Consider the following 12,817-nt stretch of genomic DNA (forward strand, 5'->3'; position numbering starts at 1 on the left):
CTCCGACGCCGCGTTCACGATCATCAACGCCACGCCCAGTGTCAACCAGTACATCGTCTACAGCCTGCGCGGGCTCGGCTCGACGTTTGTGCCGCAACTCAACGTCACGCTCGATCTCGCCCAGCCGGCGCTGCTCACATCCGGCCGGGCCGACGCGCAGGGCATGCTGCAAAAGAGCGTCCACGTCCCGCCCGCCGCTGCCGGCCGCACCGTGTGGTTCCAGGGGGCCGAGGCGAATCGAACGACTGGAGTGATTAGCGAGGTCGTGCGCTGAATGCATGACGGGTGCTGGAGTGGACCCTCGCTCGCATGGACGCAAACTACATGATGAACTCTCTGAAGGAGAATGTCGTGCAACGCCTTTTCACAGCCCAGTGGCTTCTCGGTCTCGCTGCGTGGGGTTCGATCGCCTCGGCCGCGCCGCCATCCTACGAAGTGCAGTTCCTCGGCGCGAGGTACACGGCCACCGCGATCAATGAATCCGGCTCCGTTGTCGGCAACCTGGACGTAGATGGCACGCGGCTGCGCGCTGCAGTTTCACACAACGGCCTCCCCTTCGAACTTCTGCCCCTGCCACCGGGCATGGAGACCTCGCGCGCCCACGACATCAATGACCAGGGCGTGGTCGTCGGCGCCGTGTGTCCCAACCAGTACGTGATCACTCAGCCGCTCGCCGCGCTTTGGAGACCCGTTGGCAACTCCTACGAAGTGGAGCTGCTCGGAGTGCTTGAGGGTGATTCGTACAGCAGCGCCTATGCCATCAACACGCAGGGCGATGTCGTTGGCGGCTCGGGCTTCTTTGGATGGAGCCTGACTCACCCCGTTCTGTTCACGGACACCGGTCCGATGCGACTGCCGCACATCGGCGCCGCCACCGACGTGAACGACCGCCGCCACGTCGTGTCCGGCCCGCAACTGCTCGATCTGAACACCATGAACGTCCAGACCTTCCCTCTTCCGCCCGGCAACTGGCAGGGCTTCGTCAGTGCGGCCCTCAACAACAACGACGATTTTGCAGGCTACGTCGCCGGTTACTCCGGGTGCAGCACGTTCCCCGTTCGCTACCGCCAGAGCGCGGGCTGGGACTTCCTCGGAGGATGCGCCACGACGACCAGCGCCACCGCCATCAACGATCGCGGCGACACGCTCTTCTACTACTACTTCACGTCCTCGGGCGTTTACCTGCAGGGTGAAGGGTCTTTCAGCATCGGCGAACTTATCGACCCGTCACAGGGACCATGGCTCGTCGAATGGTTCGGCGCCAATGACATCAACGAATCCCGGCAGATCATCGCCTACGCGCTCAATCTCTCGACCAACGAGCGCGGCGCCGTGCTGCTCAGCCCCATCGATCTCTACTCCCTCACCGTAACCAACCTCATCGGCGGCTCCGACGCCACGTTCACGATCGTCAACGCCACGCCCAGTGTCAACCAGTACATCGTCTACAGCCTGCGCGGGCTCGGCTCGACGTTTGTGCCGCAACTCAACGTCACGCTCGATCTCGCCCAGCCGACGCTGCTGACCTCCGGCCGGGCCGACGCGCAGGGCGTGCTGCAAAAGAGCGTCCACGTCCCGCCCGCCGCCACCGGCCGCACCGTGTGGTTCCAGGGGGCCGAAATGAATCGCACGACAGGAGTCATCAGCGACATCGTGCGCTGACAGTGTCGTCGCCCTTGAGCAATTTGTTCAGCCGTGCTCGGAGATTCTCGCAGAAAATGCGATCTGCACTTCAGGAGGGAATGGTGATGATCCGAACGACGCGCGCGAGTCGAGTCATGAGGCTCCCATTGATCCGCGAAACCGCGGCACTTGTCCTGATTGCCTTCGCAACGGGCGCTCTCCGCGCGCAGGACCTCGGCCCATTGCGGTTCATGCCCGGCGATGACGCGGTCGCCCCGTCGATCGGACCGGTGCGCCAGCTGGCGATCGCCGCGGGCGGGCCCGGGTTTCTTGCCGTCTGGTCGGACAATCGAACCGTCATCAGCGGTCAGACCAACGCGCCGGGCGACCCGAACGCGGGCAACATGGAGGACATCTACGGCCAACTTCTCGATGAAACGGGCGCACCGATCGGGCCGCCGGTCATCGTCGCCAACGTGGGCCGCAACCAGCGCGACCCGCGCCTGGCGTGGAACGGGCAGAACTGGCTCGTGGCCTTCGAAAGCGAAGACCCCGACTGGTACTTCGACGACCAAGTGCTCGCGGTGCGCGTGTCGCCGACGGGTGAGGCGCTCGATGCCGAGCCGATCTTCCTCTTCGGCATGGAAGACAACCAGGGCGCCTACGACCCCGCGGTCGCCAGCGACGGCCAGAACTGGCTCGTGGTTTGCGACCAGTGGGTCGGTGGCCAGCGGACGGTGCGCGCCAGGCGCGTGGCGCCGGACGGCACGGTCATCGACGCCCAGCCGCGCAACATCCAACAGTCCAGCAGTCTGCAGTATCCGGTCGTCGATTTTGCCGGCGGCGTGTATCTGCTCGCGGCGAACAGTTACAGCCAGAACCAGTTCTATGTCCGGACATTTGACCCGAACCTCAATCCACTGACGAGTCTGACGAGCGTCGGTCCAGCCACGCCGTACCAGCACGTCGCCCTGGCGAGCAACGGATCGCGCTTCCTGGCCATCGGCGACCGCGCGCATCGCATCGAACCCAACGGCGCAAACCTCGATCCGAGCGGCATCGCGCTGGGCGGGAGCGAGACCGCGAGCTGGATCGGCAGCGCCTGGACGGGGACGCACTGGATCGCCTCGATGCGCACCTTCTCCGGCCAGGTGTACTACGACGTCAAAGCGCAGCGCATTTCCAACAGCGGCGCGCTGCTCGACCCGCAGCCGCGCCTCGTCGAAACCGCACCGCAGGGGCTCGACAACTTCGAAGCGCCCACGGGCGTTGCCGGAGCGGGAAACGGCGATGCCGCAGTCGCCTTCATCCGGCGCAATCTCCCGATGAATCACTCCGACGTGCGCGCTGCGCGCATCGACGCCGGCGGAAACGCCGATCCGGCGCAGGACATCTCCATCGGCCTGCCGCGGCAGTCGTACACCCGCCTGTCAGAAGGTGATGAGTCGATCCTCGCCGTGTACGTCAGCGAGACATCCGGCTCGACGCGCATCCTGTCGCAGCGGATGTCGCCGGATGGCGACCCGATCGATGCGGAGCCCAACGTCATTGTCGAAATCAATGAAGAGGGCCCCAATCCGCTCTTCACACCCAGCGTGGAGTGGAACGGCAGCACCTGGCTGGTCGTCTGGCGGGCGCGCGACGGCGGCGTGGTCGGCGTGCGCGTCTCACCCGACAATGTGGTGCTCGACCCCGTGCCGCTGCGGATCACCCCCGGGGCGCCCGGGGGCGAGGGTTACGCCGCCGGCGCCGTCGCGGCGGCAGGCGACACGTTTGTCGTCGGCATCTTCCACACCATCAACTTCCACGAGCCGGTGCGCTACGCCGAATTCGTTCGTGTCAGCGCGGCAGGCGATGTGCTCGATCCCCTGCCGGTATTCGTTGCCGGCGGCTTTTCGAGCGAAATGACCGGCGAAGCATTCGCGGCCGACGGCTTCCTGGCGTGGGCGCAATACGGCTCGCACGATTCGAGCGCATCGTATATCCAGGGCGTGATCGTGCACGCCGACGGTTCCACTTCCGGCTCGCTCAGTATCGGAGCCACGGGCATGGAGCCGGACATTGCACCCGCCGGCGACCGGGCGCTCGTCGTCTGGCAGGACGACACGACCATCCATCAGGATGACATCAAGGGCCGGTTCATCGCGCCTGGCGGATCGTTCCTCGGCGGCGAATTCACCATCAGCGGCGCCGCGCACCCGCAGATGACGCCCGCTGCCGCGTTCGACGGATCGAACTTCGTCGTCGCCTGGACCGACTTCCGTCACCAGGTCGGCCAGGTGGATCAGTTGCGCGGCGACATCATCATGGCGCGCGTGGACGCAGATGGCACGGTGCTTGATCCCAGCGGCGTGCAGGTGACGGAGGGTCCGTTGCCGGAAACGCTGCCCGACGTCGCCAGCGCCGCTAGCCCGGCGATCATCGCCTTCAGTATGCTGCACGGGGAAGAGCGGCCCGAGATTCAGCGCTTCGGATATCGCATCCTCGGCGGAGCCGGCGGCGGACCCGTGCTCACCATGGGCGGAACCTGCCCGGGCTCGATGCAGATCGGCGTCACCGGCGCGACGCCCGGCGGCAACGTCGCCCTGCTGCACGCCACCGGCACGGGATCGGTTCGCATTCCGAACGGTAACCCGTGCGCTGGAACCACTCTGGGGTTGAACTCGACGGCCCAGCTCTACCGCGTGGTGCGCGCCGATGGGAACGGTTCGCTTTCACTCGATCTGCAGGTCCCGGCGCAGGCCTGCGGCCGCTACGTTCAGGCGCTGGATGCGGCCAGTTGCGCCACGAGCAATGTGGCTCGGTTGTGAGCAAGCCAATACAGGGCGAGATACCTGATCCACTGATGTGCTGATGGAAGAAAAATCCTGTCCCGGAGCGGATACCGCGGTGGGCAGAAGCCCGGAAAGTAAGTGCAACATGAATCGCACCGCCTGCGCTTCAATCGTGCTTGGTTTCGTGTTCGGTCTCGCCGCGCCGGTTCAGGCGCAGAATCCCGAGTGGAGAGTCCTCCGTCCCAGCAACAGCGGCATTCCCGGCGAGGAAATGCAGTGCATCCGCCTCGCGCCTGATCACGCGCTCTGGGTCGGCGCGCGCTGGCCGTTCTGGGGAGAAGGCGGCGTCGGCGTGCTGGACCAGCCGACTGAAGTGTGGACCACGTATTCAAACGTCGACACTCCCGTCCCCGGCGAATACATCCGCGACATCGAATTCGCCGCGAACGGCGCGGTGTGGATGGCTTCGGAGGGGGGCCTCGTGCGCAAACAGGGTGAGTCGTGGACCGTCTACAACACGTCCAACTCACCCCTGCTGCACAATGATGTGCGCAGCATCGCCCTCGACAGCCGCGGTCACGTCTGGCTCAACAACAGCAACGTCCAGAATCAGAACGCCGCACTCTTCGAGTTCGATCCCGTGAACAACACCTGGCGCAAGTTCGCGGTGCCGACCGAACTGCCCTGGCCCGATCCATGGAGATCGCTCTCATCCGTCTTCGTGGACAGTCGCGACCGGGTCTGGGTCGGTAACGCCACGCTGACGGGAGCCGCGATGTACGACGGCCAGAGTTGGCGGTTGCTTGGGTCGAATCTCACCAGCTTCAAGCGATTCGCGGAAGACCTCAACGGCAATATCTGGCTGCTCTCCGGCGGGCTCGGATACTCCTTCTACAAGTATGACGGCCAGAACTTCACCGAGTACAGCGCCGCCAACACCCCGTTCGTCAACACCACCATTACCTGCTTTGGCGTCGATGACGACGGGTGGTTCTACGTCGGCAACTGGGCCGGGCAGGTCATCCGCACCAGCAACTCCGGCGGAAACTGGCAGTCCTTCCTCAGCGGCCTGAACATCATCTTCAATCTCGAACCCGATCCGGCCAGCACCGGCCTCTGGGTACAGACGATCGGCGCCGTGGGACACTTCCGCAACGACGGCTCATGGGTGCGCGATTACAACTCCTACAACACCGGAATGCCGGACTTCTGGGTCGATCGATTCAACCTCGATCCGCAGGGCAATCTCTGGCTCGCGACGGGTGAAGCGGGCCTGTCGCGCTTCGACGGGCAGCACTGGCGCAACTGGGGCGCGCACAACGCCGGCTCAGAGCCGTATCCGTTTGCCGGGAACGAGCCGATGGGCGCGTTCCATATGGATCGCAATGGCGTCGGCTGGATGGGCGGTAACGGCATCGCCCGATGGATTCCTGAGACCGGTCAGTTCACGGGCTTCTGGAACTGGCAGAACAACCCCGGTATGGGGGTCAGCCAGTGGCAGTTCTTCGCCCAGGACATGAACGGGACACTCTTCTCGGCTGAGGAATACGGCGCGATCTACCGCTTCAGCGGCAGCATGTGGGTGCGCGAACCCGTGCAGGCCTACGCCGTGCTGGGCCTTCCGGGCATGCAGGCGGACTCGCGCGGCAACGTCTGGATCGCCGCGTGGTTCGACATTCACAAGTGGAACGGCTCGGTGTGGGCGCAGATCACGCTGCCGTATCGAGACTACTTCTTCGACCTCGGCGGCATTAACGACATGGCCATCGGCCCCGATGACGTGCTCTGGTTCGCCACTCCGCAGGGAATCGTGCGCTTCGACGGAGTGAACTTCACGCTCTACCGGTCTGAAACGCTGCCGCTGCCGGCCCGTTCGGTGTCGAGCATCGACATCCGCAGCGACGGCGTCATGGGCATCGCCGCGGCCGACGATGCCAACGCATCGGGGATCGCCATCGTGCGCGGCGACATTTCCGACCCGGCGAACTGGGAAGTGCATCGCTACGGGCAGTCACCTCAGCCGCACTGGCAGATCACTCAATCCACTTTCGATGCCGATGGCACGTACTGGGTTAGCGCGCTGAGCATGGGGATGTTTGGCCTGATCGTCGATCCCGTTTCCGCCCCGCAATTGAGTCTGACGGGTTCGTGCCCGGGCCCGATGCAGATCGGCGTCACCGGCGCAACGCCCGGCGGCAACGTCGCCCTGCTGCACGCCACCGGCACGGGATCGGTCCGCATTCCGAACGGCAACCCGTGCGCTGGAACCACCCTGGGGCTGAACTCGACGGCGCAGCTCTACCGTGTCATCCGCGCAGACGCCGGCGGCGGATTCCTGATCAATTTGAACGTGCCGCCGGGGGCGTGCGGCAGGTTCGTGCAGGGCCTTGACGCCTCAACCTGCACGACGACCAACGTCGAACCGCTCTGATGCCGCATCGTGCGGGGGGGGCACGCACCGGCTGGCCGCGGTGAGGGAGGAGCTTCCTCGCCGCGGCTTATCACACCCGCAACTTTAACGCACCGCTCATTCGAGTTATGAGCGGTCTCGCTCAACACGCGCTGCCCAACGTCCGACATGGATCAAGCGCGCCCGGCATCGGCTGGGCTGGATGGATGGATTCCATGTGGAATGTCTCGATAACGGGAGGTCAGCGATGTCGAATCAACGGACGAATCAACTGAAGGTGGCCGGCAAGACGCTGGTGACGGCGGCCCTGGTGGCGGTCGTGGGCATCACGATGCCCTCGGGATGCACGACGACGGAAACGGCCAGCCGCAAACCGATCATCAACGTCAACACGCCCAACGGCCGGGTGACCGAGACGCGCTCGTACATCAGCAGCGCGTCCAAGCAGTACCAGCTGCCCGAGAACTACGTGAGCGAAGCGAAGATCGGCATGGCCCGGGTCGAGCGCACGCTCGCCGACGCCGACGCCACGGCGCTTCAGCAGCAAGCGGTGCAGCGCGAGGGCACCGCCCGCCTTCAGGCCCGCCAGCAGGAAGCCGCCACGCGCGAGCAGATCGCCATGGCCGAGGCGGAGAAGCTGCAACAGCAGTACGAGGCGGAGCAGAACCGCATCTTCGCCGACATGGCCGCCAAGCAGCGTGAAATCGAGTCCAACGCTGCCCGCGACGAGGCGCACGTCAACGCGCTCATCAAGGAGCGTCAGACGGTGCAGGATGAAGTGATCTCTCGCGCCAAGGCCGAGTACGCCCAGGCGACGGCGCGCATCGAAAAGCTCCAGAACATGCGCGAGACCACCGACACCGAAGCCAAGGCCGCCATCGCCGACATGCGCGAGACCGCCAAGGCGACTCGCCAGCGCGCCGAGGCGACCGTCAACGCCATGCGCGTCGAGGCCAAGGCCGTCAGCGATCAGACCGCGGCGCAGGCCGATGAACTGCAGATCCGCATCGACACCGTGCTCCAGCAGAGCGACGCCGAGTCCAAGCGTCTGGCCAGCAAGGCCGCCTCGATGCTCCAGGAAGCCACGGCTCACTCGGCCGAGATCAACGCCCGCGCCGACGCCCTCACCGCGCAGGCTTCGCAGGAAGAGTACGACGTCAAGGTGAGCGCCGCCGAGTCGGAATGGGCGCAGGCGCAGTTCAATCACGAACGCTCGCTCGTCGAGGCCAACTCGAACTTCGCCCGCGCCGAAGCGCAGATCTCTCGGCTCCGGGGCGACGCGCAGGTCATCACCGAGCGCGCCAACGCCGACTGCCAGCGCGGCATGGAAGAACTCGAGTCGTGGGCCAAAGACGCCCGCGCCGAGATCGAGAAGATCCGCATCCGCGCCAATCGCGCCGAGTCCGTCGCTCGCAGCGAGTTCGTCAAGGCTGAAGCCGAAGCACGCGCCAACGCCATGCGCGAGACCGCGGCTCACCAGCAGGAACTCGCCGAAGAGCAGATGAAGGAAATCATCGCCGCGGCCAACGAAGAGGCGACCCGCCTGCGGGCCCAGATCATCGATGAGCTGGCGAACCAGCAGAAGCAGAACAGCGTCGAGGTGCCCGGCAAGACCGATCCCGCCGCGCCCCAGGCCGACGATCTGCACAAGGTGCCCGAGTCGCCGACCGTCACTCCCGTGACGCCGCGCGTCGAGCCCGAGTACGTCGCCGCCTTCCGCGCTTCGCTCGCCCAAGTGATGAAGGACCGCGCCACGGCTGATGCGCACACGCTGGCGCTCGAGGCCTCGTTCGCGCAGACCAAGACCAACCTCGACGCGGCCAAGAGCCAGCAGCTGGCCATCGCCGCCGAGCAGAACGCCATCGCCTCGGCTCTCGAGTCGCAGGCCAAGGCCAAGCTCGTCGAGACGATCGCCACGGCCAACGCCGAACTCGCGTTCGGCAAGACCGAGCACGATCGTTCGATCGTCGAAGCCGGCGCCTTCCGCAAGGAAGCGCTCGCCCTGGCGACCGATCTTCGCGCCCAGGCCAAGGCGACCTATGACGTGGCCGTCGCCCAGAGCAACCAGCTCAAGGCCGAGTCCGACATGACCGCTCGCAACGGCCAGACCGAGGCCACCGCGCTGCAGGCCCAGCTCGACGCGCTCAAGCGCCGCGGCAACGCCGAGTACAGCCGGCTCATGGCCGAGGCCGACAGCGTCGGTCAGAGCCAGGCCGCGCTCGCGTCACAGTTCGACGCCCAGATTGACGCCGCCCAGCGCACGCTGACGGCTGAACTGGCCAAGCTCGATCGCTCGATCGAATCGCAGACGATCGTCGCTCAGGCGAACTACGACGAAGCGCTCGTCCGGGCCGACGTCGTGGGCAAGCGCGCGGAGGTGGAGATCGCCCGCATTCGCGCCAAGAACGCGCTCGAGCAGTCTTTGGCCGAGGCTGAACTCGATCGCAACCGCAACCTCGTCTACGCCAGCCGCGTCAAGGGTGAGGCCGACGTCGAGCGTCTCGTGGCCACGGCCCGGGCGCAGAGCGAGCAGGCCAGCGCCCTGAACGAGGCTGAGTACGCTCACCTCCGCGCCGAGCGCGACATCGTGATGGCCAACGTCGAGGCCGGCCGCAAGACCGCCCTGGCGCAGGAAGAGGCCGTGCGAGCCCAGTTCGGCGCCCGCCTCGTGCAGGTCGATGCCGAACGCGTCAAGGATGCGGCCGACCTCTACCGCACCGAGACCTTCCGCCAGAAGAACCTCGAGCAGACGCTCGCGCAGGCGGAAGCGACCCGGGCCGAATCGCAGCAGCGCCTCGCGGCCCTGCGTGCCCAGCAGCAGGAACTGCAGATGGCTGCAATGAAGAACTGGGATCAGCGTCTGGCGGAACTTCGCAACTCGACGAAGAACTTCCAGATGAACTTCCAGGTGCCCGATCCCTCCACCACGCCCGTCCAGGCCAGTCGCGAGACGGTCAAGACCGGTGACAAGGAGCAGAACGTCGTCCAGATCGCCGACGTCCCCACGGACGGCAACGACTGATCGAAGGCGACGACTGAGTTTCGCTGACCACGCCACCGGCCGGGAGCCCTCTCCCGGCCGGTGGTCTTTTCTGTCCGGCGCGCGATTGAATTTCGACCGCGCTATTCCCGGGATCACGCCCGATGCAGCGCGGCGCGCCGCGCGACCTACCCTTGAGCAAAGCGCGGCGTGCGCTGCGCCGCCGCAGTCTCCGGCGCGAGCCGCCGCAACTGAAGGGTGAATCGCGTGGAAGCGGAAGTGATGCGCGATCTGGCCATTGCACTGGGCCTGGGGCTGCTGGTCGGGATGCAGCGCGAGTGGGCCGACAAGGCGATTGCCGGCATCCGCACCTTTGCGCTCATCGCCCTGGCCGGGGGGCTGTGCGGCCTCATGGCCCGCGAAACGGAATCCCCCTGGACGCTCGCGGCGGGGCTGCTGGCCATCACCTGGATGTTCGCCGTCGGCAACCGGATGCGCCAGTCAGGCCCAGCCGCGGCCGGACCCGGCGTGACGACGGAGATCGCGGGCATCGTGATGTTTCTCATCGGCGCGCTGCTGCTGATGGAGCACGTGGTGCTCGGCGTGGTCACCGCCGGAGCCGTCGCGCTGCTGCTGCACTCCAAGGACCCGCTGCACCATTTCGTGGACCGTCTCGGCGCCGACGACCTGCGAGCGGTCGCGCGGCTCATTCTCATCGGCATGATCATTCTCCCCCTGATGCCCGACAAGGCCTACGGCCCTTACGACGTGCTCAATCCTTTTCGCATCTGGCTCATGGTCGTGCTCATCGTGGGCATCAGCACGGCGGCCTACGTTGCCCGGCGGCTGATCGGCGCGAAGGCCGGCACGCTGCTGACCGGCATCCTCGGCGGACTCATCTCCAGCACCGCCACGACCGTCAGCTCCGCACGACGGGCGCATGCCACTGCCAGCGAGTCGGCGGCGGCTTCGATCATCGTGATGATCGCTTCGACGGTGGTCTTCGGCCGCGTGCTGTTCGAGGTGGCCATCGTGGCGCCGGGCCTGTTGAGCCGCGTCGCGCCGCCGCTGGCGATCATGATGGGATTCATGCTTCTGATCTGCATACTGGCGTTCGTGTCGATGCGCTCGAACCTGAATGCGCCCTCGGATGAACAGCCGCCCAAGGACCTCGCCGCGGCAGTGATCTTCGGCCTGCTCTACGCCGCGGTGCTGCTGGGCGTGTCCGCCGTGCGCGACCACTTCGGCGACGCGGCCCTGTACGTCGTCGCCGGCCTGTCGGGGCTCACTGACATGGATGCAATCACCCTGTCGAGCGCGCAACTCATGAACAACGGCTCGCTGGAAACGGAAACGGGCTGGCGGCTGATTCTGGTGGGAGCGATGGCGAACCTGCTGTTCAAGTTCGTCGCGGTGGCGCTGCTCGGCGGGCGGCCGATGATGCGGCGCATCGGCGTCATGTTTGCTGCCAGCGCCGCCGCAGGCGCGGCCCTGCTCTGGCTCTGGCCCCATTAAGCTGAGGATCACGCGGCCATGATCACGCTCAACCAGATCGACTCGCGCATTGCTTCGTTCATGCAGCGCTGGGGCGTGCGCCTGCTGCGCTGGTCGCTGGCGGTCATCTTCATCTGGTTCGGCGTTCTCAAGCCCTTCGGCCTCTCGCCCGCCGAGCCGCTCGTGCTCAAGACCGTGGACTGGCTGCCGGTGCTGTCGCCGCGGCAGTGGCTCGGCGTCATCGGCTGGTGGGAAGTGGCCATCGGCATCACCTTCCTCTTCCGCTCCACGCTGCGACTGGCCATCGCCCTGCTGGCGCTGCAGATGGTCGGCACGTTGATGCCGCTGGTCATGCTGTCCGAAATCACCTTCCAGAGCGGCCGGTACCCCTACGCCCCGACCATGGAGGGGCAGTACATCATCAAGAATCTGCTCATCATCTCCGCAGCGCTCGTCGTGGGCGGCACCGTCCGCCGCAGAGGCGCCTCGTGAACGAATCAGATTCGTCGACCCTGGGCGGGGTCACCATCCTCACCCAACGGCGGCCCGCCGACGGAAGAGAAGTATGTAATGAAACACAACTCGCTCCTGCCCGGTTGACCTCGCTCCAATTGCGCACGACAATCGCAGGCCGGCCGACCGCGTTTCTTCCCGGGAGTTGTGCATGGCGAGCTTTCGTGGCCCATCCGACACCTTCATTCCGATGCACCTGCAGCACGCGGTGTCAGCGGAACTCTCAGACGGCGAGCAAGTGCTCTGGCAGGCGCAGCCGATCCCGGGACTCTACATCCGTCGGTCGTGGCCGGCGGTGCTATTTGCCATCCCATGGACGGCCTTCGCCGTGTTCTGGATGTTCGGCGCGGCTGGATTCAAGATGCCGACATTTAGCAGCGGCGCGGATCTCTTTCCCTTGTTTGGCATTCCGTTCGTGCTCATCGGCTGCGGCATGTTCTGTTCGCCGCTGGTCCTGCGGCGCAAGGCCCGACGCACCGTCTACGTTCTCACGGACCGGCGCGCGATCATCATCACCGGGCTGCTCTCGCTGGACGTACAGTCCTTCCCACCGGATCAGCTGGGGCAGATCCGGCGCAGGCAGCGACGTGACGGCTCGGGCGATCTCATCTTCAGAACTGAGATCGATTACGACTCTGATGGCGATCGCACGCGCCGCTATATTGGTTTCCTCGCCATTCCGGACGTCAAGTCCGTTGAACATTCGGTGCGCGACCTTCACCGGATTACTGCATCGTCGAGTGCGTGAGACGGCACTGCTGACCGGCCGGAAGGAGAATCATGCTCGAACTCATCCTCGCATTTCTCCTCTGTGGAGTCATCGGCAAGGTCGCCGACTCGGAAAATCTCTCGGCCATCGTCTGGGGCTGCGCCACCTTCGTCGTCGTCATCCTGTGCATGGCCATCCCCCTGCCCTACCTGCGGCTGGGCGTCGCGCTGGTCGTCATGTTCGTGCTGCTGATGCTCTACAAGATGTACGCTAAGGTCTGAGTCGTTTGCAGATTCCGGCTTATCGCCGCGGGT

9 protein-coding genes are annotated in these 12,817 nt (G+C 65.6%); all 9 read left to right on the plus strand.

Annotated features, from left to right (window positions below; translation table 11 throughout):
* Positions 1–274: hypothetical protein (locus IT430_17395; protein ID MCC6909714.1), on the plus strand; the 274-nt coding region annotated here is incomplete at its 5' end.
* Between the two features lie 77 nt (positions 275–351).
* Positions 352–1,662, plus strand: coding sequence for a hypothetical protein (locus IT430_17400; GenBank protein ID MCC6909715.1), 1,311 nt, complete (start codon positions 352–354; stop codon positions 1,660–1,662).
* A 116-nt stretch (positions 1,663–1,778) separates the two neighbouring features.
* Entirely contained in the window at positions 1,779–4,433 is a 2,655-nt protein-coding gene (locus tag IT430_17405) for a hypothetical protein (GenBank protein MCC6909716.1), read from the plus strand.
* Between the two features lie 109 nt (positions 4,434–4,542).
* Entirely contained in the window at positions 4,543–6,828 is a 2,286-nt protein-coding gene (locus IT430_17410) for a hypothetical protein (protein MCC6909717.1), read from the plus strand.
* Positions 6,829–7,054: 226 nt separating this feature from the next.
* A complete protein-coding gene (locus IT430_17415) occupies positions 7,055–9,829 on the plus strand; it encodes a hypothetical protein (protein ID MCC6909718.1) in 2,775 nt (924 codons plus the stop codon).
* A gap of 225 nt (positions 9,830–10,054) precedes the next feature.
* The gene (locus IT430_17420) at positions 10,055–11,302 is read left to right on the plus strand and encodes an MgtC/SapB family protein (protein MCC6909719.1); all 1,248 of its coding nucleotides are present in this window, start codon (positions 10,055–10,057) and stop codon (positions 11,300–11,302) included.
* An 18-nt stretch (positions 11,303–11,320) separates the two neighbouring features.
* Positions 11,321–11,773, plus strand: coding sequence for a hypothetical protein (locus tag IT430_17425; GenBank protein MCC6909720.1), 453 nt, complete (start codon positions 11,321–11,323; stop codon positions 11,771–11,773).
* A gap of 172 nt (positions 11,774–11,945) precedes the next feature.
* Positions 11,946–12,542, plus strand: a complete 597-nt coding sequence (locus tag IT430_17430; GenBank protein ID MCC6909721.1) for a PH domain-containing protein — start codon at positions 11,946–11,948, stop codon at positions 12,540–12,542.
* Positions 12,543–12,574: 32 nt separating this feature from the next.
* Positions 12,575–12,784 carry a hypothetical protein gene (locus IT430_17435; GenBank protein ID MCC6909722.1) on the plus strand — a complete coding sequence of 70 codons (210 nt, stop codon included), beginning with the start codon at positions 12,575–12,577 and terminating at the stop codon, positions 12,782–12,784.
* The last annotated feature ends 33 nt before the right edge of the window (positions 12,785–12,817 follow it).

This window comes from Phycisphaerales bacterium, from assembly GCA_020852515.1.
GTDB lineage: Bacteria > Planctomycetota > Phycisphaerae > Phycisphaerales > UBA5793 > UBA5793.

Coding starts and splice junctions, on each gene's coding strand:
- IT430_17405 (MCC6909716.1), top strand. CDS start 1,779: ATGAGGCTCCCATTGATCCGCGAAACCGCGGCACTTGTCCTGATTGCC.
- IT430_17410 (MCC6909717.1), top strand. CDS start 4,543: ATGAATCGCACCGCCTGCGCTTCAATCGTGCTTGGTTTCGTGTTCGGT.
- IT430_17415 (MCC6909718.1), top strand. CDS start 7,055: ATGTCGAATCAACGGACGAATCAACTGAAGGTGGCCGGCAAGACGCTG.
- IT430_17425 (MCC6909720.1), top strand. CDS start 11,321: ATGATCACGCTCAACCAGATCGACTCGCGCATTGCTTCGTTCATGCAG.
- IT430_17430 (MCC6909721.1), top strand. CDS start 11,946: ATGGCGAGCTTTCGTGGCCCATCCGACACCTTCATTCCGATGCACCTG.
- IT430_17435 (MCC6909722.1), top strand. CDS start 12,575: ATGCTCGAACTCATCCTCGCATTTCTCCTCTGTGGAGTCATCGGCAAG.